Source organism: Roseovarius sp. THAF27 (assembly GCF_009363655.1).
Taxonomy (GTDB): domain Bacteria; phylum Pseudomonadota; class Alphaproteobacteria; order Rhodobacterales; family Rhodobacteraceae; genus Roseovarius.
In genome coordinates, this window is sequence record NZ_CP045393.1 from 2358149 (window position 1) to 2379408 (window position 21260).

23 protein-coding genes are annotated in these 21260 nt (G+C 66.6%); 20 read left to right on the plus strand and 3 right to left on the minus strand.

The genetic code is table 11. The features are described from left to right. Positions 1–66 precede the first annotated feature (66 nt). Together FIU89_RS11735 and FIU89_RS11740 are read right to left on the minus strand one after the other, a co-directional pair. Positions 67–1323, minus strand: a complete 1257-nt coding sequence (locus tag FIU89_RS11735) for a VWA domain-containing protein (RefSeq protein ID WP_152494499.1) — start codon at positions 1321–1323, stop codon at positions 67–69. 178 nt (positions 1324–1501) lie between these two features. Next, a complete protein-coding gene (locus FIU89_RS11740) occupies positions 1502–2410 on the minus strand; it encodes a MoxR family ATPase (RefSeq protein ID WP_152492768.1) in 909 nt (302 codons plus the stop codon). A 186-nt stretch (positions 2411–2596) separates the two neighbouring features. On the opposite strand from FIU89_RS11740, the gene FIU89_RS11745 reads away from it, so the two are divergent. The 15 genes from FIU89_RS11745 (at position 2597) to FIU89_RS11815 (ending at position 16347) form a co-directional block, all read left to right on the plus strand. Beyond that, entirely contained in the window at positions 2597–3562 is a 966-nt protein-coding gene (locus FIU89_RS11745) for a phosphoadenosine phosphosulfate reductase (protein ID WP_152492769.1), read from the plus strand. 42 nt (positions 3563–3604) lie between these two features. After that, on the plus strand, positions 3605–4642 hold the full coding sequence (pyrC, locus tag FIU89_RS11750; protein ID WP_152492770.1) for a dihydroorotase: 1038 nt from the start codon (positions 3605–3607) through the stop codon (positions 4640–4642). Between the two features lie 64 nt (positions 4643–4706). Beyond that, positions 4707–5381, plus strand: coding sequence for an orotate phosphoribosyltransferase (locus FIU89_RS11755; RefSeq protein ID WP_152492771.1), 675 nt, complete (start codon positions 4707–4709; stop codon positions 5379–5381). A 292-nt stretch (positions 5382–5673) separates the two neighbouring features. Beyond that, positions 5674–7176, plus strand: a complete 1503-nt coding sequence (locus tag FIU89_RS11760) for a replicative DNA helicase (protein WP_152492772.1) — start codon at positions 5674–5676, stop codon at positions 7174–7176. A 61-nt stretch (positions 7177–7237) separates the two neighbouring features. Beyond that, positions 7238–8278: an alanine racemase gene (gene alr, locus FIU89_RS11765; RefSeq protein ID WP_152492773.1), complete on the plus strand. Its 1041-nt coding sequence runs from the start codon at positions 7238–7240 to the stop codon at positions 8276–8278. Further along, a complete protein-coding gene (locus FIU89_RS11770) occupies positions 8275–9060 on the plus strand; it encodes an ABC transporter permease (protein WP_152492774.1) in 786 nt (261 codons plus the stop codon). Before alr ends, FIU89_RS11770 begins: the two co-directional genes overlap by 4 nt. Continuing rightward, on the plus strand, positions 9057–9803 hold the full coding sequence (locus FIU89_RS11775; RefSeq protein ID WP_152492775.1) for an ABC transporter ATP-binding protein: 747 nt from the start codon (positions 9057–9059) through the stop codon (positions 9801–9803). Before FIU89_RS11770 ends, FIU89_RS11775 begins: the two co-directional genes overlap by 4 nt. 148 nt (positions 9804–9951) lie before the next feature. Next, a complete protein-coding gene (locus tag FIU89_RS11780; RefSeq protein WP_152492776.1) occupies positions 9952–10392 on the plus strand; it encodes a paraquat-inducible protein A in 441 nt (146 codons plus the stop codon). A 138-nt stretch (positions 10393–10530) separates the two neighbouring features. After that, complete coding sequence (locus FIU89_RS11785) at positions 10531–11295, plus strand: DNA repair protein (protein WP_152492777.1); 765 nt, start codon at positions 10531–10533, stop codon at positions 11293–11295. 66 nt (positions 11296–11361) lie between these two features. After that, a complete protein-coding gene (radA, locus tag FIU89_RS11790) occupies positions 11362–12726 on the plus strand; it encodes a DNA repair protein RadA (protein ID WP_152492778.1) in 1365 nt (454 codons plus the stop codon). A gap of 33 nt (positions 12727–12759) precedes the next feature. Further along, entirely contained in the window at positions 12760–13359 is a 600-nt protein-coding gene (locus FIU89_RS11795) for a CvpA family protein (protein ID WP_152492779.1), read from the plus strand. 10 nt (positions 13360–13369) lie between these two features. Further along, positions 13370–13816 carry a DMT family transporter gene (locus tag FIU89_RS11800; RefSeq protein ID WP_254701655.1) on the plus strand — a complete coding sequence of 149 codons (447 nt, stop codon included), beginning with the start codon at positions 13370–13372 and terminating at the stop codon, positions 13814–13816. A 155-nt stretch (positions 13817–13971) separates the two neighbouring features. Further along, positions 13972–15450: an amidophosphoribosyltransferase gene (purF, locus tag FIU89_RS11805; protein WP_152494501.1), complete on the plus strand. Its 1479-nt coding sequence runs from the start codon at positions 13972–13974 to the stop codon at positions 15448–15450. 171 nt (positions 15451–15621) lie between these two features. Beyond that, the gene (locus tag FIU89_RS11810; RefSeq protein ID WP_152492780.1) at positions 15622–15885 is read left to right on the plus strand and encodes a hypothetical protein; all 264 of its coding nucleotides are present in this window, start codon (positions 15622–15624) and stop codon (positions 15883–15885) included. A gap of 39 nt (positions 15886–15924) precedes the next feature. After that, complete coding sequence (locus FIU89_RS11815) at positions 15925–16347, plus strand: DUF1284 domain-containing protein (RefSeq protein ID WP_152492781.1); 423 nt, start codon at positions 15925–15927, stop codon at positions 16345–16347. A gap of 136 nt (positions 16348–16483) precedes the next feature. On the opposite strand, the gene FIU89_RS11820 is transcribed toward FIU89_RS11815, so the two are convergent. Beyond that, positions 16484–17053, minus strand: coding sequence for a biotin transporter BioY (locus tag FIU89_RS11820; protein ID WP_152492782.1), 570 nt, complete (start codon positions 17051–17053; stop codon positions 16484–16486). A 109-nt stretch (positions 17054–17162) separates the two neighbouring features. Here FIU89_RS11820 and FIU89_RS11825 point away from each other — a divergent pair, with 109 nt between their 5' ends. The 5 genes from FIU89_RS11825 (at position 17163) to FIU89_RS11840 (ending at position 21236) form a co-directional block, all read left to right on the plus strand. Beyond that, on the plus strand, positions 17163–17816 hold the full coding sequence (locus FIU89_RS11825; RefSeq protein WP_152492783.1) for an SDR family oxidoreductase: 654 nt from the start codon (positions 17163–17165) through the stop codon (positions 17814–17816). A 250-nt stretch (positions 17817–18066) separates the two neighbouring features. Next, positions 18067–18192 carry a hypothetical protein gene (locus FIU89_RS22825; protein WP_302848991.1) on the plus strand — a complete coding sequence of 42 codons (126 nt, stop codon included), beginning with the start codon at positions 18067–18069 and terminating at the stop codon, positions 18190–18192. A 348-nt stretch (positions 18193–18540) separates the two neighbouring features. Beyond that, complete coding sequence (gene surE, locus FIU89_RS11830; RefSeq protein ID WP_152492784.1) at positions 18541–19323, plus strand: 5'/3'-nucleotidase SurE; 783 nt, start codon at positions 18541–18543, stop codon at positions 19321–19323. Positions 19324–19328: 5 nt separating this feature from the next. Beyond that, the gene (locus FIU89_RS11835; RefSeq protein WP_057790311.1) at positions 19329–19982 is read left to right on the plus strand and encodes a protein-L-isoaspartate(D-aspartate) O-methyltransferase; all 654 of its coding nucleotides are present in this window, start codon (positions 19329–19331) and stop codon (positions 19980–19982) included. A gap of 111 nt (positions 19983–20093) precedes the next feature. Continuing rightward, positions 20094–21236 carry a peptidoglycan DD-metalloendopeptidase family protein gene (locus tag FIU89_RS11840; protein WP_254701656.1) on the plus strand — a complete coding sequence of 381 codons (1143 nt, stop codon included), beginning with the start codon at positions 20094–20096 and terminating at the stop codon, positions 21234–21236. Positions 21237–21260 lie beyond the last annotated feature (24 nt).

Genomic DNA, 21260 nt, shown 5'->3' on the forward strand with positions numbered 1-21260 from the left:
GGGGTGCATGGGGGGTTCCCGACACCGGGGCGTAAAATCGGCATGGCGCCGCCGATCGGCCCGGGCTCACAGCTGTGGCATGAGGCGCGTTTTCTCGCCGGCATCCTCGCGCCGGCTGATGACCGCGGCAAGATCTTCCAGCGTGGCGATGGAATGACCCGCACGAAACGCGTCGACATGGGGCAGCATCGCCTTGATCCCCGCCGCCTTGGGCGCGAACCCGTCCCAGCGCAGCAGCGGGTTCAGCCAGATCAGCCGCCGCGCCGACAGGTGCAGGCGCTGCATCTCGCGGCCCAGGTCCGCGGTCCCGTCCCGGTCCAGCCCGTCGGTGATCAGCAGCACGACCGCGCCCTGCCCCGTCACCCGACGCGACCAGTCGCAGTTGAACTGGTGCAGGCAGTCCCCGATCCGGGTGCCGCCTTCCCAATCCTGCGCCTCGGCACCGGCGGCGGCCAGCGCTGCATCGACGTCGCGCGTGTCCAGGTGGCGCGTGATGTTGGTCAGCCGCGTGCCGAAGGTGAAGGCATGTACCTTGGCCCAGCCCGCCCCCTTCTGGTTGGCCACGGCATGCAGGAAATGCAGGACCATCCGGCTGTACTGGCTCATCGAGCCGGAAATATCGCACAGCACCACCAGGTTCGGCCAGCGCGGGCGCGGTTTCTGCAGGTGGATCCGGCGCATCTCGCCGCCGCGCCGCATCGCCGCGCGAAGCGTCTTGCGCGCATCGACCCGGTGGCCGGTGTGGCTGGGCATCCCCCGGCGCGAGGCAAAGGGCTTCACCGGCAGGCTCAGCCTTGCCAGCATGCGCTTGGCCTGCGCGATCTCGGCGGTGCTCATCTGTTCGAAATCGAGGGTCTTCAGCCGCTCGTCGCGGCTCATGGTCAGCGAGGCGTCGATCTCGATTTGCGTTTCTTCGTCAGTCCCTTGCGGCTCCGCCTCGGGGATGTCCGGCTCGATCCCGTCCAGCAGCGCCTCGGCGGCGCGTTTTTCGGCCGCCTGCGCCGTGCGGTCCTCCTGCACGCCGCGAATGGCGGGCAGCATCATCGCCATCATGTGCTCCATGTAGCGCGGGTCGCGCCAGTAAAGCCGAAAGATCTGGGCAAAGACCGCGCGATGCTCGGGACGGCTGACGAAACAGGCCCTGAGCGCGTAGAAGAAATCGGACCGCGAGGTGAACCCCGCCGCCTCGACCGCCCGGATCGCGTCGATCACCCGCCCCGGCCCCACCGGAACCCCGGCCTTGCGCAGGGCACGGGCGAAATGGGTGATGTTGTGGCCAAGCCTGGGATTCTCCGGCAGGTCGAGGTCGGGGTATTCCATCAGGCACGGGCGCGGGCGCGGCGGCCCCGAATGCCGGTTCCATTGGGGGCCAGCCCCCAAACACAGGTTGGATTGGGGGCCAGCCCCCAAACACAGGTTGGATTGGGGGCCAGCCCCCAAACACAGGTTGGATTGGGGGCCAGCCCCCAAACCCCCGGGATATTTAAGGCCAGAGGAAGAGTCACGCCGGCTCCAGCCCCGCCTTGGCCTCGTCGAGGATGCGCTTGGCCTCGGAGCCCTGCAATTTCTGGATATCGTCCTGGTATTTCAGGATCGCGCCCAGCGTGTCGGCGATCACCTCGGGGCTGAGGCTGATCACGTCCAGCGCCAGGAGGCACTTGGCCCAGTCGATGGTCTCGGCCACGCCCGGTTTCTTGAACAGGTCCTCGGTGCGCAATTTCTGGACAAAGGCCACCACCTCGCGGCTGAGGGTCTCGGCGGCCTCGGGCGCGCGGGCCTGCAGGATCTCGATCTCGCGGTCGAAAGTCGGGTAGTCGACCCAGTGATACAGGCACCTACGCTTCAGCGCGTCATGCACCTCGCGCGTGCGGTTCGAGGTCAGCACGACGACGGGCGGCTCGGGCGCCGCGATCGTCCCCAGCTCGGGGATCGTCACCTGGAAATCGCTCAGCGACTCCAGCAGGAACGCCTCGAACGGCGCGTCGGTCCGGTCCAGCTCGTCGATCAAGAGCACCGGCGCGCCGCCCTCCTGCGGGCGCATCGCCTGCAGGAGCGGCCGCTCGATCAGGAACTCCTCGGTGAAGAGCTCGTCGGTCAGCCTGTCGCGGTCGACACCGCCGGTGGCCTCCGCGGCGCGAATGGCGATCATCTGCTCGGCGAATTTCCACTCGTAGACCGCGCTCGACGCATCCAGCCCCTCGTAGCATTGCAGGCGGATCAACCGCCGCCCCAGCCCGGCGGCCAGCGCCTTGGCGATCTCGGTCTTGCCGACGCCGGCCTCGCCCTCCAGGAACAGGGGCCGGCCCAGGCGCAGCCCCAGGAACACCACCGTCCCCAGGCCGCGCCCGCAGACATAGCCCTCCCGAGCCAGCATGGCCTGCACGTCGTCTATGGATGTCAGATCGGTCATCGCGGCTCCCTTTCGCCGCAGAACTGCACGGGTTTGTCGCGCCGTCAAGGGCCGCGCCAGTCGCGCCGTACGTTGCCGCCCCCCAAGAAACCCCACCAATTCTCCAAAGTTTCGCCGTTTTTGCTGCCTAGCTTGCCGATCAATCACCCGTGCGAAGCGGGGCTTTTCGAGTATTGAGGATCGAGCATGTGCGCAGATACCCCCAAGGCGCTGGAGGCGTCCCTGTCCGGGCTGGACTGGGAGGACTGGCTGGACCGGCTGGACGACGTGGCCGATGCCGATGGCTATGTCGAGCGGCTGGGGGCGGACCATGCCGCGATCTTCATCGAGCACAAGCCGACCCTCCTGGTGACCTTCGAATCCTTCGCCAGCCTGCGCGTGGTCTCCCCCGAGGCCCGGCCGATGGGCTGGGAGTTGGCGCGCGCGCTCGGATGGTCGCATCTCTGCCTCGCCAGCAAGACCGACAGCTGGTTCCGCGAAGGCCGCGTCTACGGCTATTTCGACCGGCTCGTCGATGACGGCTTCTTCGAGGAGTTCGACCAGGTGATCTTTTACGGCGCCGGCCCCGCGGGCTATGCCGCCGCCGCCTTCTCGGTCGCGGCCCCCGGCGCCAGGGTGCTGGCGATCCAGCCGCAGGCCACGCTCGACCCGCGCATGACCGAATGGGACGAACGGTTCCGCCGTCGCCGCCGGCTCGATTTCACCAGCCGCTACGGCTATGCCCCCGACATGCTCGACGCGGCCGACCGCGCCGTCATCCTCTACGATCCGGACATCGAGGAGGACGCCATGCATGCGGCGCTCTTCGCCCGCGCCAACGTCATGCGCTTCCGGATGCGCTTCATGGGACCGCGGCTGGACCGCAGCCTGATACGCATGAACATCCTTCTGCGCATCATCGCCCGGTTCAGCGCGGGCAAGCTCGACACCGCGTCGCTCGCCCGGCTCTACCGCGCCCGCCGGACGGACGTGCCCTACCTCAAGTCCATCCTGGCCCGGCTCGAAGACGACGGACGTCTCTACCACACCGCGCGGCTGGCGCAGGCCGTGATGCGCGAAACGCCGGGTCCGCGGTTTCGCCGCGCGATCCGCGCCGCCTACGCCAAGGCCGAGGAACAGGGCGTGGCCATGCCGCCCCGCGAAATCGACTGAGGCTCTGGCACAGGCGCGCGCGCTGTTGTAAGGCCTTCGGCCATGAGCCGGACGCTGACCATCCCCCGCCCCGATGACTGGCACCTGCACCTGCGCGACGGCGCGGTGCTGCGCGCGGTCCTGCCCGAAACCGCACGTCATTTCGGACGCGCCATCGTCATGCCCAACCTCGTGCCGCCGGTCGTGACCGGGGCCGAGGCCGCCGCCTACCGGGATCTGATCCTGGCGGCGCTCCCGGAGGGGATGGACTTCACCCCGCTTATGACGCTCTACCTCACCGAGAACACCGATCCGGCTAACGTGGCCGCCGCCCACGCGTCGGGCCTGGTGACAGCGCTCAAGCTCTACCCGGCGGGCGCCACGACCAACTCCGCCTCCGGCGTGCGCGACTTCGACCGCGTGCGTCCGGTGCTGGAACGCATGGCCGAAATCGGCATGCCGCTCTGCGTGCACGGCGAGGTCACCGATCCCGAGATCGACATCTTCGACCGCGAGGCGGTGTTCATCGACCGCGTGCTCGACCCGCTGCGCCGCGCCACACCCGGCCTGCGCGTCGTGATGGAACACATCACCACGCGGCAAGGCGTGGACTACGTCAAATCGAACCCTGAAAATCTCGGCGCCACCATCACCACGCACCATCTCGTCCTCAACCGCAACCACCTCCTCGTGGGCGGCATCAAACCGCATTACTACTGCCTGCCCGTGGCCAAGCGCGAGGAACACCGCCTCGCGCTCCGCGCCGCCGCGACCTCCGGCGACGCCCGCTTCTTTCTCGGCACGGACTCGGCTCCCCATGTCGACGCGGCCAAGGAAACGGCCTGTGGCTGTGCGGGCTGCTTCACCGCCACCAACACGCTCTCGATCCTGGCCGAGGTGTTCGAGCAGGAAGGCGCCCTCGACCGCCTCGCCGGCTTCGCCTCGGAACATGGCCCCGCCTTCTACGGCCTGCCCGTCAGCACCGACACGATCACGCTCACCAGGGGCGACCCGGTCGCCTATCCGCCAAGCATCGACACCGGTGACGGCCCCGTCACCGTCTTCGATCCCCAGATGCCGCTGCACTGGCGCGTGACCTGATTCTTCCTCTGGCCCCAAATATCCCCGCCGGAGGCTCCGACACCTGCCACCAAGGACCGCCCGCATGATCCCTTCGACCTACCCCGACCAAGCCGAGATCGCCCGCCTCACCGCCCGGATGCTGCTGGAAATAGAGGCGGTGCATTTCAACGCCGACGAGCCCTTCACGCTGGCCTCCGGCCTGCCCAGCCCGACCTATATCGACTGCCGCAAGCTCATCTCCTTCCCGCGCATCCGGTCCACGCTGATGGACTTCCTGACCGTCACCGTGATGCGCAACGCGGGCTTCGAGGCCTTCACCAACATCGCCGGCGGCGAGACCGCGGGCATCCCCTTCGCCGCGCTGGTCGCCGAACGCATGGCCCTGCCGATGACCTACGTGCGCAAGAAACCCAAGGGCTATGGCCGCAACGCCCGGATCGAGGGCGCCATGACCGAGGGCGACCGCGTTCTGCTGGTCGAGGACCTGACCACCGATGGCGGCTCCAAGCTCAGCTTCGTCGACGCCATCCGCGACACCGGCGCCAGTTGCGGGCACACCGCCGTCATCTTCTACTACGGCATCTTCCCCGAGACCGAGAAGACCCTGGGCGACCACGGCGTGGCACTGCATTACCTCTGCACCTGGCGCGACGTGCTGGCAGAGGCCCGCGCCCAGGGCAGCTTCGACGCCGCCACCCTCGACGGGGTCGAATCGTTTCTCGACGATCCGCGCGCCTGGCAGGCCGCCCGCAGCTAGGCGACCCCGAGTCGCCGGCGGCGTCCCCCCGGGCAACCCCGTTCGTGAAATTTTTTTAACGTTGTGATGACGCAACGTTAGCGTGCCTCTCGCATCGCACGACAACGAAATCTTGACGTTGGGGTCCTCTGGGATGCAAAATATTGTAGCTTGAGGATATCCACAGAGTATCCACACAAAGATACAAGTTGCCACCGCGCAGGCCGCCTCGCTAAGAAACCGCCCTACTGGGGCAGAGCGCGATCGGGGCCATCGCGCCGCAACCCGGAACCAGAGCAGTACGGGGGAAGAAATGAACGAAGTTGCGACCATCAACGCGTCCGGCACACCGGCCGTACAGGACGCGCCGGCACCGGATGCCCTGCCGCATTCCACCGAGGCCGAACAGCAGCTTCTGGGCGCGATCCTGACCAACAACGACATCTACGACCGGGTCGCCAACCTGATCGGCCCGCAGCATTTCTACGACCCCGTCCACGCCCGCATCTACGAGACCGCCGCCGCCCGCATCGCCAAGGGCAACCTGGCGTCGCCGGTGACGCTCAAGACCTTCCTTGAAGACGACGAGGGCCTGAAGGAGCTGGGCGGTCCCGCCTATCTCGCCCGCCTCGCCGGCGCCGCGATCTCGGCCTTCGCCGCGCGCGACTACGCGCAGATGATCTATGACATGGCGATCCGCCGCGAGCTGATCGGGCTTGGCCACGACATCGCCGGAAAGGCCCAGCGCGCCGAGGTCGACCTGGAACCCCGCGACCAGATCGTCGAGGCCGAACAGAAGCTCTACAAATTGTCCGAACAGGGCCAGTCCGAGACCGGATTTCAGAGCTTTCTCAGGGCCGTAACCGACGCTGTTAATGTGGCCAACGCCGCCTACCAGCGCGACGGCGGCCTTGCCGGCATCTCCACCGGCCTCATCGACATGGACAAGAAACTGGGCGGCCTGCACAAGTCCGACCTTCTCATCCTCGCCGGCCGCCCCTCGATGGGCAAGACGTCGCTGGCGACCAACATCGCCTTCAACATCGCCAAGGCCTACAATCGCGGCACGCTGCCCGACGGCTCCGAAGGCGCGGTCGAAGGCGGCGTCGTCGGCTTTTATTCGCTCGAGATGAGCGCCGAGCAGCTCGCCGCCCGCGTGCTCTCCGAGGCCGCCGAGGTGCCCTCCGAGCAGATCCGCCGCGGCGACATGACCGAGACCGAGTTCCGCCGCTTCGTCGAGGCCGCCAAGACCCTCGAATCCTGCCCCCTTTACATCGACGACACGCCCGCCCTGCCCATCTCCCAGCTGGCCGCGCGTGCCCGTCGGCTGAAGCGGACGCACGGGCTGGACGTTCTGATCGTCGACTACCTTCAGCTCGTGCGCCCCGCTTCGGCGAAGGACAGCCGCGTCAACGAGGTCTCCGAGATCACCCAAGGCCTCAAGGCCATCGCCAAGGAACTCGACATCCCCGTCATCGCCCTGTCGCAGCTCTCGCGCCAGGTCGAAAGCCGCGAGGACAAGCGCCCGCAGCTTTCCGACCTGCGCGAATCCGGCTCGATCGAACAGGACGCCGACGTGGTGATGTTCGTCTTCCGCGAGGAATACTACGCCGAGCGCGAAAAACCCTCCGACGACAAGTTGGAAGAGATCGCCGCCTGGCAGGAACGCATGGAGCGCCTGCACGGCCGCGCCGAGGTCATCATCGGCAAGCAGCGTCACGGTCCCATCGGCACCGTCGAGCTCAGCTTCGAAGGCCAGTTCACCCGCTTCGGCAACCTCGTCAAACCGTGGCAGCAGGACGGCGGCGAGTTCTGAGCCGGCGTCATGCCCGCCTTTGGGCTTGACCCCCCGTCCCATCCGGTCAAAACCACGGCCCATGAGTAGTACCGGCAAGCTTACCATCGACCTCGACGCGCTCGTCGCCAACTGGCGCGCGCTCGACGCGCAGACCGAGGTGGAAACCGCCGCAGTGGTCAAGGCCGACGGCTACGGCCTCGGCATGGATCGCATCGCCCGCGCGCTGGCCCGCGCCGGCGCCCGAACCTTCTTCGTGGCGGTCCCCAAGGAAGGCGTCGCGCTGCGCCAGGCGCTCGGCCCCAAGCCGGACATCCACGTCTTCTCGGGCCACATGGCCGGCGACACCGACATGATTTCGGATCTGAACCTCACGCCGATGCTGAACTCGACCGATCAGCTGATCCGCCACCTCGAGGCGCTGCCCGGCCACCCCTTCGGCATCCAGCTTGACAGCGGCATGAACCGTCTGGGGATGGAACCCGCCGAATGGGCCGCCGTGCGCGACACGGTACTGGCGGCGAACCCCGTGCTGCTGATCTCTCACCTCGCCTGCGCCGACGAGCCCGACCACCCGATGAACGCGCAACAGCTTGCCTGCTTCAGGGAAATGACAGACGGCACCGGCGTGCCGCGCTGTTTCGCCCAGACGGGTGGTATACTCCTGGGAAAAGACTATCACTTCGACATGTGCCGCCCCGGCATCGGTCTCTACGGCGGTCTGCCCTTCGAGGGGGCCCGCCCCGTGGTCACGCTCGACCTGCCGGTGATCCAGACGCGCCACCTGGAACCGGGCGGGACCGTCGGCTATGGCAACACCTTCACCGCGACGCGCGAAACCCGCATCGCCACCGTCTCCTCCGGCTACGGCGACGGCCTCCACCGCCTCATGGGCCCCAAGACCGTGCTCTACGCCGACGACACGCCCTGCCCGGTGGCGGGCCGCATCTCGATGGATTCGATCTCGGTCGACATCACGGAGCTGGGCCATGATCCCAAGTGGCTGCGCATCCTGGGCGAAGATCAGACCGTGGACGACCTCGCCGACAATGCCGGCACCATCGGCTACGAAATCCTGACCGCGATGGGCGCCCGCTACGACCGGCTCTATACCGGCGGATGACCCTGATCCTGTCACCCCTCGCCGCGCTCGGGCGCAACACGCTGGCAGCACTTGCGATGCTGGGGCGGATCACGCTCTTCGCCCTCTCGACCTTCAGCCACATCCTGCGCCCGCCCTACTACCCGCGCGAGGTGTTCAACGCGCTGATGCAGGTGGGCTGGCTCTCACTGCCCGTGGTGGGACTCACGGCGATCTTCACCGGCGGCGCGCTTGCCTTGCAAATCTATTCCGGCGGCGCGCGCTTCAACGCCGAGGCCGTGGTGCCCCAGATCGTCGCCATCGGCATGGTGCGCGAATTGGGCCCCGTATTGGTCGGCCTGATGATCGCCGCCCGTGTCACGTCTTCGATCGCCGCCGAGATCGCCACCATGAAAGTGACCGAGCAGATCGACGCGCTCGTCACCCTCTCGACCCACCCGATGAAATACCTCGTCGCCCCCCGCGTGCTGGCCGCCCTCATTACCGTGCCGCTGCTGGTCGGCGTGGGCGACATCATCGGCATCCTCGGCGGCTACACCGTGGGCGTGCAGAACCTCGGCTTCAACGCCGCCACCTATATCCAGAACACCGTCAACTTTCTCGAACCGCTCGACGTCATCTCGTCCCTCGTCAAGGGCGCGGTCTTCGGCGTCATCGCCGCCGTCATGGGCTGCTATTACGGCATGAACTCGGGCCGTGGCGCACAGGGCGTGGGCCGCGCCACCAAGGGCTCGGTCCAGGCCGCCGCCATCCTCATCCTCGCCGCCAACTTCCTGCTGACGGGGGTGTTTTTCTCGGTATGATCGAGCTTTCGGATGTGCATAAGTCCTTCGGCGACAACCACGTCCTGCGCGGCGTGAACCTGTCGATCCCCAAGGGCACGTCGATGGTCATCATCGGCGGCTCGGGCACCGGCAAATCCGTGGTCCTGAAATGCATCCTCGGCCTCATCCAGCATGACAGCGGCCTGATCACCCTCGACGGCCAGGACGTCACCAAGGGCGACCGCGACGCCTTCCTCGCCCGCTTCGGGATGCTGTTCCAGGGCGGCGCCCTCTTCGACTCGCTGCCCGTCTGGCAGAACGTCGCCTTCCGCCTGCTGCGCGGCTCGCTGAAACGCCCCTGGGCGGAGGCGCGCGAGATCGCTATCGAGAAACTGCGCCGCGTCGGCCTCACCCCCGAACAGGCCGACAAGTACCCCGCCGAGCTGTCGGGTGGCATGCAGAAACGCGTCGGACTGGCTCGCGCCATCTGCGCCGAGCCCGAGATCATCTTCTTCGACGAGCCAACGACGGGCCTCGATCCCATCATGTCCGGCGTCATCAACGAGCTCATCCGCGAGATCGTGGTGGAAATGGGCGCCACCGCCATGACCATCACCCACGACATGACTTCCGTGCGCGCCATCGCCGACAACGTCGCCATGCTCCACGGCGGCAAGATCCGCTGGACCGGCCCTGTGGCCCGGATGGACAATTCCGGCGATCCCTATCTCGAACAGTTCATCACCGGCTCCGCCGAAGGCCCGATCGAATCCGTCCGCTGACCGCACGCCAAAACCTTTCTCAAAGGTTTTGGCAAAAGTCCTCTCAAGACTTTTGCCCCACGCATCGCTCCCCGAGGCCCTGTTTCCCCTGCGCTTGCCCCGGCCTCTCGCACCCCTTACCTCTGGGTCATACAACCCAAGGCCTTTCATGCTCAAATACCTCAACCTGACCCTGCTGGTCCTTTTCCCCGTCGCCTGGTTCGCCCCCCTGATGCGCGCCGGTCTGCTGCCGCTCTTCGGCCTGTCGGAAATCTCCGTCATCACCGGGCTTCAGTCGCTCTGGGACAGCGACGTCTTCCTCGCCCTCATTGTCACCTTCTTCGCCCTCTTCGCGCCTTACGTGAAGACCATCGGCCTCGCGCTCATCCATTTCGGCCTCTTGCGGCGTAAGACCCTGCCGGTCCTGCACGTCCTGGGAAAACTCGCCATGGCCGACATCTTTCTCATCGCGGTCTACATCACCCTCTCCAAGGGCATCGGCGTCGGCCGGATCGAGACCGCCTGGGGGCTCTACCTCTTCACCGGCTGCATTCTCGCCTCCCTGGCCATCGGGCATTTCACCGAAAAGCCCGGCCGCGTCGTCGCGTAAACGGAAACAATTCCTCTCGAACAAAGGGGATTGTCCCTCGATCCTCCCAAAATGCCTTAAATTTACTGTAGGTGATTTCACTTTCTCGGCGTAAACTTGCCGATACAGAGTGTGGTGCACTTTCTTTGGGGGGAAGTGATGACCGAGACCTTCCGTTCGGTAGTCGTGATTGCGCAGTATTTCCTGAACCGCCTTGCCGTGGCCGTGTTCGCCCTGGCCGCGCTCGGGCTTACGCTCGCCACGGCGCTCGCCGCGTTCGGCGTCCTGCCCTGGCTGGAATTCCAGGTCGGCTTCGGCGGACAGGTGTATGAAAACGCGGGCCAAATCGCCCAGATCGGCCTGACCGTCCTCGCCGTTCTTCTGTGCTTTTACCTGCCCACCAATGCCCGCGTCATGGCGCTAGAAAACTCGCACCGCCGGTTTCACATGAACATGCAGGACGTCACCCAGGCCTATGCCGCGGCCCACGCCGCCGACCGCGCCGGCATGTTCCGGATCCAGTCCGAGTTCGACGCCGTGCGCGAACGCCTCGCCTACATGCGCGAACATCCCGACCTGGAATCGCTGGAGCCGCAGATCATGGAGGTGGCGGCCCAGATGTCCTACATCAGCCGCGAACTGGCCGAGGTCTATTCCGACGACAAGGTCGACCGCGCCCGCGCCTTCCTCAAGCAGCGCCAGCAGGAGGTCGAGCAGTTCAACAAGCGCCTGGACCACGCCAAGGCGGTCGGCGTCCGGCTCAAGCAATGGGCCCAGGAGGTCGAGATGGAGGAAAGCGTCGCGGTCAGCCAGCTCGAACGCCTGCGCGACGACCTGCGTCCGATCCTGCCCGAACTGGGCTACGAGGAGGTCTCGGATCTCGACGGCACCGTGGTCGGCCTGCCCAACCGCGCCGCCGAATAGCACGCCCCGCCCGGCCGAACGGCATCAGCGTTTGACCGCGCCCCGCGCTTGGGGCATCACCCGCATATGGGAAAAACCGCCTCCTTCACCTGCACCGCCTGCGGCGCAGTCCATTCCAAGTGGTCCGGCCGCTGCGACGCCTGCGGCGAATGGAACACCATCGTCGAGGAGGCCCCGCTCTCCGCCGGCCCCGCGTCCAAATCGCTGGGCACCAAGCGTGGCAACGCCATCGCGCTCAGCGACCTCTCCACCGCCGAAGCGCCCCCGCCGCGCACCATGTCGGGGATGGCAGAGCTTGACCGCGTCCTTGGCGGCGGCCTCGTCCCCGGTTCGGCCACGCTGGTGGGCGGCGATCCCGGCATCGGCAAGTCCACGCTGCTGTTGCAAGCCGCCGCCCGCTTCGCCCAAGCCGGCCTCAAAACCGTCTACGTCTCGGGCGAGGAGGCCAGCGCCCAGGTCCGGATGCGCGCCCAGCGGCTGGGCTTGGGCGACGCGCCGGTGAAACTGGCCACCGCCACCGCCCTGCGCGACATCATCACCACGCTCGACCGCGACACGCCCCAGCTGGTCATGATCGATTCGATCCAGACCATGTGGGCCGACAATGTCGACAGCGCGCCCGGCTCCGTGGCCCAGGTCCGCGCCGCCGCGCACGAGCTTGTCACCTTCGCCAAGCGCAAGGGCTGCTCGGTCGTCCTAGTGGGCCACGTCACCAAGGAAGGCCAGATCGCGGGTCCCCGCGTGGTCGAGCACATGGTCGATTCGGTGCTCTATTTCGAGGGTGAGCGCGGCCACCAGTTCCGCATCCTGCGCGCGGTCAAGAACCGCTTCGGCCCCGCCGACGAGATCGGCGTGTTCGAGATGACGGGCGCGGGCCTGGCCGAGGTGCCCAACCCCTCTGCCCTCTTTTTGTCGGGCCGCGGCGACCCCTCGCCCGGCTCGGTCGTCTTCGCCGGCATCGAGGGCACCCGCCCCGTGCTGGTGGAAATGCAGGCGCTCGTCGCCCCCACGCCGCATTCGCAGCCGCGCCGCGCCGTGGTGGGCTGGGACGGTGCGCGCCTCGCCATGATCCTCGCGGTGCTCGAGGCCCGCTGCGCCGTGCCCTTCGCCGGGCTCGACGTCTATCTCAACGTCGCCGGCGGCATCCGCATCTCCGAGCCCGCCGCCGACCTTGCCGTCGCCGCAGCCCTGCTCAGTGCGCGCGAAGACACCGCCCTGCCCGCCGACTGTGTCCTTTTCGGCGAAATCTCTCTGTCGGGCGCCCTGCGCCCGGTGTCCCAGACAGAAAACAGGTTGAAAGAAGCCGCAAAACTTGGTTTTAGCTCCGCAATCATTCCCGCCGGAGGCAAGACCGGCGGCACGGGCGGTCTGTCGCTGCAACGCATGGGCGACCTGACCAGCTTCGTAGGTGAGATTTTCGGCGCCGGGTAGCGCGCCAAACCAAAGGTAAAACAGGACGCGCTCATGGAAGGCTTCACCATCATCGACGGTATCGTCGCGCTGATCATCGTGCTGTCGGCACTTCTGGCCTATTCGCGCGGCATCGTGCGCGAGCTTCTGGCCATCGCCGGCTGGATCGTGGCCGCCATTCTCGCCTTCCTCTTCGCGCCCCAGGTAGAACCGCTGGTCAAGGAAGTGCCCGTGGTGGGCGATTTCCTCGCCGACACCTGCGCGCTCTCGATGCTGGCCGCCGCCGCCGCGATTTTCGCCGTCACCCTCATCGTGACCTCGCTCATCACCCCGCTCTTTTCCTCGGTGGTGCAGCGCTCCGCCTTGGGCGGCATCGACCAGGGCCTGGGCTTTCTCTTCGGCGTGGCGCGCGGCGTCCTCTTGGTGGCCATCGCCTATTTCGTCTATGAGACCGTGGTGACCAGCCAGGACATCCAGATGATCGACGACAGCCGCTCGGCCCGCGTCTTTGCCCAGCTCACCTCCAAGGTCGAGGACGGCAACCCCGAACAGGCGCTCGGCTGGATCACCCAGAAATACGAGGACCTGGTCAGCGCCTGCGACGCCCCGGCAGAGCCCGTCGACCCCCAGCCCACCGAAACGCAGCAGCAATAGGCGCAGCGTCTTGCCCTCCGCCCCCCTCTTCGCGGCGATCCTGATCGCGGTCTGCGGGTCCTTCATCGCCATGCAGGCCCCGATCAACTCCGCCCTGGGGCGCTCCATCGACAGCACGCTGGCCGCCGCCACGATCTCGTTCGGCGTCGGGTTCTTCATCCTACTGGCGCTCTCGATCGTCCACGGCGACGGCCCGGCCCTGGCCCGCGCGCCCTTCGTGCCGAAATATCTTCTGATCGGCGGCGCGCTCGGGGCGGTCTATGTCTGGTCCGCGCTCTGGGCGGTGCCGATCCTGGGCGTACTGACCACCACCACCGTGCTGATCCTGGGCCAGATGATCGCCGCCCTGCTGATCGACCATTTCGGGTTTTTCGGCCTGACGCCGCGCGATGTCTCGCTGCAACGCGTGCTCGCCGCCATGCTGGTTGCCGCGGGCGCGGTCCTGTCTCGCTATTGATGGCTCGCATTTTTACCCGGATAACCGTCGCCCGTTCGACACGTCGCGTCACGACGCAAAATTTCACATGATAGTTTCGTGACATATCCTCCCCGACCCACTATCTAGTGCCCAAGCGTCCACGGATTCGGAGCTGCCCCTTGTCCGACAAGCAAATGCCCCCTGCCCATCCTTTCGACTTCGACGCGGTGCGCGACACCGGCGACGAGGACAAACTGCGCGAGGAATGCGGCGTCTTCGGGGTGATCGGTGTCACCGACGCCGCCAATTTCGTGGCCCTCGGCCTGCACGCCCTGCAACATCGCGGGCAAGAGGCCGGCGGCATCGTCTCCCACGACCCCGAACAGGGCTTCAACTCCGCCCGCCGCTTCGGCTACGTGCGCGACAACTTCACCCGCCAGTCGCTGATGGAAACCCTGCCCGGCCCGCTCTCCATCGGCCACGTGCGCTATTCCACCGCCGGCGGCAAGAACCCGGTGATCCGCGACGTGCAGCCCTTCTTCGGCGAATTCGCCATGGGCGGGGCGGCGATTGCCCATAACGGCAACATCACCAACGCCAACGCCCTGCGCCGCGAGTTGATCGAGCGCGGCTCGATCTTCCAGTCGAATTCCGACACCGAGTGCATCATCCACCTGATGGCCCGCTCGCTGCAACGCAACATCCCCGAACGCATGGAAGACGCGCTGCGCCGGGTCGAGGGCGCGTTTTCCATCGTCGCCATGACCCGCACCAAGCTCATTGGCGTGCGCGACCCGCTGGGCGTGCGACCGTTGGTGCTGGGCCAGGTCGGCGACGGCTGGGTCCTCAGCTCGGAAACCTGCGCGCTCGACATCATCGGCGCCCAGTTCGTGCGCGAGATCGAACCGGGCGAGATGGTCGTCATCAACGAGGAGGGCGTCGAAAGCCACCGGCCCTTCCGCCCGCGCCGCTCGCGCTTCTGCATCTTCGAACATGTCTATTTCTCGCGCCCCGATTCCATCATCGGCGGCCGCTCGGTCTATGAAACGCGCCGCCAGATCGGCGTGGAATTGGCCAAGGAAAGCCCGGTCGAGGCCGATCTCGTCTGCCCTGTACCCGATTCCGGGACCCCCGCCGCCATCGGCTTCAGCCAGGAAAGCGGCATTCCCTACGCCATGGGCATCATCCGCAACCAGTACATGGGCCGCACCTTCATCGAACCGACCGAGCAGATCCGCAACATGGGCGTCCGGCTCAAGCTCAACGTAAATCGCGCACTCATCCAGGGCAAGCGCGTGATCCTCGTCGATGACAGCGTCGTGCGCGGCACCACCTCGCGCAAGATCAAGGAAATGATCCTCGATGCCGGCGCCGCCGAGGTGCATTTCCGCATCGCGTCGCCCCCCACCGCCTGGCCCTGTTTCTACGGCGTCGACACGCCCAACCGCGAGAAACTGCTGGCCGCCACCATGTCCGAGGACGAGATGCGCGACCACCTCGCCGTGGACAGCCTCAAGTTCATCTCGCTCGACGGTCTCTACCGCGCCGTGGGCGAGGCCAAGGGCCGCGACACCGGCTGTCCGCAATATTGCGACGCCTGCTTCTCGGGCGACTACCCGGTCGAGCCGTCGGACCAGATCGAAAAGGGATTCGAGCTCAAAGCCGCCGAATAAACCGGCCTTGCCTCTCGGCTCAGCATCCCGCAAGGGCGGATAAGCGCCCCTCCGCCAATCCCATGCTGCAACGCAGCGCCAATCCGCCGATACTTGAAAACTTGGGTTTTCATTGCCCTGAGTCGCCCTTAGATGCCGCGCGTTCACCCACGCAACGCGAACAGGCAAAGAATGGCATCCGAGACCGACACACCCCGCGAAACACTCGAGACGGCGACCGACAAGAACGCGCTCCCCTCGGGGCGCCTCGCGCTGCTCGGAACCTTCCTGAAACCCGATGGCGACCGCGCACTGATCCGCACGGCCTCGGGCAAGATCGCGACCGTCACCAAGGGCGCAACCATCGGCAACGCCAAGGTTGTGGCGATCAAGGAAGGCAAGCTCGTCATCGCACGCGGCGCCAACACGACGACGCTGGAAATGCCCAAGGGCTGAGGCTTGACGGCGCCCCGCCCGTCAGGGCACATGCCTTGCATGGCCGAAACGCCCCTTCGCTACCGCCCGCATCATTTCCTCTGCTCGCTGGGGTTCCGGGGCAAGGGCTATTCAGACGCGTTCACCGCCAACATGGCCCGCATCGTCGAGGGTCGCCTGCGCGCGCCCGGCGGCGATGACACGATGATCGAAGTCGTCGGCGCCACCGACGATATCTGCGCCCCCTGCCCCAAGCGGCGCGGCAGTCTCTGCACATCGCAAGACAAGATCACCGCGCTCGACACCCGCCACGCAAAAGCGCTCGGTCTTTTCATCGGCACCCGCCTGACATGGGGCGAGGCCAAGAGCCGTATCGTGGCGAACCTCCCGCCCGGCGCGCTCTCGCAGCTTTGCGCCGGCTGCCAATGGCTGGAGCTGGGCCTCTGCGAAGCCGCCCTGAAAGACCTCCACGAAAGCGCCTGAGCCGTTTTCTGCGCAGAAAACGCCCCGGAAAATACGCATTTTCCGGCGCAGAATTTACGCAAATTCTGCCACCCCGCCCAAACGAAAAACGCCGCCCCGATCCGGGACGGCGCTTCAAAAAGCTATCTATCGGGGCTCAGCCCTTGCGCGCCCGAACCGCTTTCCAGCCGCCCCAGACGACCATCGCCGCGATCACGGCCTTGACCGCGTCACCCAGCAGGAACGGCGCCATCCAGCCAGCCCAGAGGTCGGGCATCGTCGTGCCCATCACCAATGCCGGCCAGGCCAGCCCGGGGACATACAACAGCGCCGAAATCGCCATGGCAACCGCGGCGGTCGACACGACACCCCGTGCCAGCCCCTTTTCCACGGCCAGACCGGCCAGGAACGCCATCGCGACAAAGCCATACAGGAACCCGGCAGTCGGCCCCATCAGCGCCGCGCCCGAGGCACCGTTGGCAAACACCGGCAGGCCCATCGCGCCATAGCCCAGGTAGGTGACCAGCGTCGCCAGCCCCAGCTGCGAGCCGAAGGTCAACCCGACGATCAGGATCGCCAGCGTCTGCAACGTCATCGGCACCGGGAAGAACGGGATGCTCACCTGCGCCGCCATGGCAATGAACAGCGAGCCGCCGATCACCAGCCCCAGTTTCTTCGTCAAACCTTCGTGGCCGATCACGGCCTTGCTCAAAACGGTATCCGCCATGGCACTGTCCTTTCCTGTCTCGTTTCACCCGCCTTTTTTGGGTGCGCCGGGCCAAGTGTCAAGCGGATTACGCTTGATATTGGCGGGCCGGGATGAGATTTGGCAGGGCATGAATGACGCAGCATCTCGCAAACTCGCCCTCGTGACCGGCGCCTCGCGTGGTCTTGGCGCGGCGCTCGCCCAGGCCCTTGCGCCGACGCATCACATCGTCGCCGTCGCCCGCACCACCGGCGCGCTGGAAGAGCTTGACGACCGCATCAAGGCGCAGGGCGGCGACGCGACGCTGGCGCCCATGGACATCAACACCGAGGCCGCCATGGCCCAGCTCTGCCGCTCGATCTACGACCGCTGGGGCGCGCTCGACCTCTGGGTGCACACCGCCGTTCACGCCGCCCCGATGACCCCCACGCATCAGATCGATGCCAAGGATTGGCGCAACTCGCTCAACACCAATGTCGACGCGGTCGCCCGCCTCATCGGTTTCATCAGCCCGCTTCTGGGCGAAACCGGCCGCGCCGTCTTCTTCGACGACCCCCGCGCCGGGCAGAAATTCTTCGGCACCTACGGCGCCACCAAGGCCGCCCAGATCGCCCTTGCCCGCAGTTGGCAGGCTGAAACCGTCAAGCTCGGGCCCAAGGTGCAGGTGCTCGACCCCGGCCCCATCGCCACCGCGACCCGCGCGCGGTTTTTCCCGGGCGAGGACCGCGAGGCACTGCCCTCCGCGCCCGACGTCGCCGCACGGCTGTTGCCGGAGATCCTGTAACACCCGACAGGCTTGGTTGCACCCATCTGGCAAGTGCCAGCACACGGGCCTGTCTTCTTGGTTAACAAGTGCGCAGACACGCCAGATAACGCTGTTGTATGGGCGACAGACCCCATTACCCCTAAATTAATATATGTAAAAACAATACCTTGCCTGTTCATTGCAGAAATTTCTGCATTTCTCTGAAACTTTCCGCCAGCGTGTTCCGTCTCTTCCGTCGCGGGGGCGCAGAAAAGACAGGGGACCACAGATGCGCATGCTTATCAGTGTTCTGACAAATCGCGGCCAACAGGCTGAAGCACCGGTCGAAGAAGCACCGTCGCGGCTCACACGCGACGAAATCGCCAGCCTTTTCGCCGCAGAACTTAGCTACTGAGGTCGGCGACCTGCCTCTTACAGTCCTGACGCGGCGACGGCATAGACACAAGACGCGGTCCCGTTAAGCCCCGCAACACGCTTGGCAGACTGCGAGGCGTCCCGGCGATTGCAGGTCTTTGCCAGGCGCATTGTATCGACCGTTGCATCCGCTCCGCCGCCGGTTTTTCTTGCCAACAATACTCATCTCCGACGCCTGCCCCCCACGCGACACGCGCCTCCTGTTGCCCTGTGGTCGCGCCTCGGACCGGCCCTCTCCCGTCGTGCCGGGCAGCGCTTGCTCCCTGCCCGCCGCGCAGCTACACAAGGCGAAACCCCGCCAATCTCCCTTGCAGGCAGGAGCAGCCCCTTGCGCATTCTCATCACCAATGACGACGGCATCTCGGCCCCCGGCCTCGCCGTTCTGGAAGAGATCGCAACCGACCTTGCCGGCCCCTCGGGCGAGGTCTGGACCGTGGCCCCCGCCTTCGAGCAATCGGGCGTCGGCCACTGCATTTCCTACACGACGCCGATGATGATCAGCCAGATGGACGAGCGCCGCTTCGCCGCGCAAGGCTCTCCCGCCGACTGCGTGCTGGCCGCCATCCACGACGTGATGAAGGACACGCCCCCCGACCTGATCCTCTCGGGCGTCAACCGCGGCAACAACGCGGCCGAGAACGCGGTCTATTCCGGCACCGTCGGCGCCGCCATGGAAGCCGCGCTTCAGGGCTATCCAGCCGTTGCCCTCAGCCAGTATTACGGCCCCCGCAACCGAGATCTCGACGACAAGTTCGAATCAAGCCGCCAGCACGGCCTCGCCACCCTGCGCACCTTGCTGGACAAGGGCGTCTGGACGCAGGACGATTACGGCATCTTCTACAACGTCAACTTCCCGCCCATCCCCGGCGCCGAGGTGCAGGGTATCCGCGCCTGCCGCCAGGGTTTTCGCCGCGACATGGGCTTCGGCGTGCAGCCCACGACCTCGCCATCGGGCCGCCGTTTCCTGTGGGTCACCGGCGCGCCACAGGGCGAGCCCACCGCCGACGGCACCGATGCCGACTGGAACCTCAAGGGCTATATTTCCGTCACGCCCATGCGCGCCGATCTTACCGCCCATGACGCGCTCGACGCGCTCAAGGCGATCGAATGACGCTGATGACCGACGACGCCGACGATATCGCCGAACGCAAGATGCAGTTTCTCTTCGCGCTGCGCTCGCGCGGGGTGACCGACAAGCGCGTCCTGACGGCAATGGAAAAGATCGACCGCGGCGCCTTCGTGCGCGGCCACTTCGCCACCCGCGCCTACGAGGACATGCCCCTGCCCATCACCTGCGGCCAGACCATATCGCAGCCCTCCGTCGTCGGCCTGATGACGCAGGCCCTGCGCGTCACGCCCCGCGACAAGGTGCTCGAGGTCGGCACCGGCTCGGGCTACCAGGCCGCGATCCTCAGCCAGCTTGCCCGCCGCGTCTATACCGTCGACCGGCACAAGGCGCTGGTCACCGATGCCAGCGCCATATTTCAGGCGCTGGACCTGACCAACATCACCGCCCTCACGGCGGATGGCAGCTTCGGCCTGCCCGAACAGGCCCCGTTCGACCGCATCCTCGTGACGGCCGCGGCCGAGGATCCGCCCGGGCCGCTCTTGGCGCAGTTGAAAATCGGGGGTATCATGGTGGTACCCGTGGGGCAGTCCGACGCGGTACAAAGCCTGATCCGGGTCACCCGGTCCGAGACGGGCTTCGACTATGACGAACTGCGCCCGGTGCGTTTCGTGCCCCTGCTCGAAGGCTTGGGCCGGGACTGACAGGACAGGACAGAACCAACGGCCGGGACCGTCCCGGTCACCGCTTTGATCCCCGGCCAACAAGGGGACCGAGATGAGGACAAGATCGAGATGAGCCACTTCAAGACCCCCATGCGACCCCTCGTTTGCGCCGTGGCGCTGCTGGCCGTGGCCGGATGCGACAATTTCGACATCGACATGCGCGACGGTGGCCCGGGCACCGCCGAGGCCGCGCGCAACGCCAGCGCCAGCCGGCCCACCCCCGACAGCCGCGGCATCATCTCCTATCCCAATTACCAGGTCGCCGTCGCCCGCCGCGGCGACACCCTGCAAAGCCTCGCACGGCGCATCGGCGCGGATGTGGGGGAACTCTCGCGCTACAACGGCATTCAGCCGGGCGACACCCTGCGCGACGGCGAGATCATCGCCCTGCCCGGCCGCGTCGCCGAACCCACCGGCGGGCCTCTCACGCCGCGTCCGGGCGTCGATATCGCCTCGGTCGCCGGCAATGCCATCGAAAATGCCAGCGCGGGACGCACCAGCACGACCAACCGCAGCCTCGACCGTGGCCAGTCCGGCGTCGAGCCTGTCCGCCACCAGGTCCAGCGCGGCGAAACCGCCTTCACCATCGCACGGCTTTACGACGTGTCGGTGCGCAGCCTGGCTGACTGGAACGGCCTCGGCACCGATTTCGCCGTGCGCGAGGGGCAATACCTGCTGATCCCCGTGGCCCTGCCCGACGCCGCGCCCGACGAGGTGCAGACCACCTCGCTGGAAACCACCGTGCCGGGCCAGGGCTCGCCCACGCCCACCCCGCCCTCGGCGGCGCAACCGCTGCCGCAAGAGGAAACCGTGCCCGCGGCCAAGCCCGTGGAAAGCACCGCCGCCCCCGATCTGGGCACCAACACCGCGACCGCCAACAGCGACGCGCGCATGGCCTACCCGGTCAAGGGCGACATCATCCGCGAATATGCCAAGGGCCGCAACGACGGCATCGACATCGCCGCCCCAGCTGGCACGCCGGTGCGCGCCGCCGAGGCCGGCACCGTCGCCGCCATCACCAAGGACACCAACGGCGTGCCGATCATCGTGGTCAAGCACGCCGACAACCTGCTGACGGTCTATTCCAATGTCGACAAGGTCAGAGTGTCCAAGGGCGAGCAGATCGCCCGCGGCGGCCAGCTTGCCTCGATCCGCAGCGAAGGCACCGCCGCGCTGCATTTCGAGGTGCGCGAGGGCTTCGACAGCGTCGATCCCCTGCCCTATCTGCAATAGGCGCATTGCGGCAGGTCGCGCACC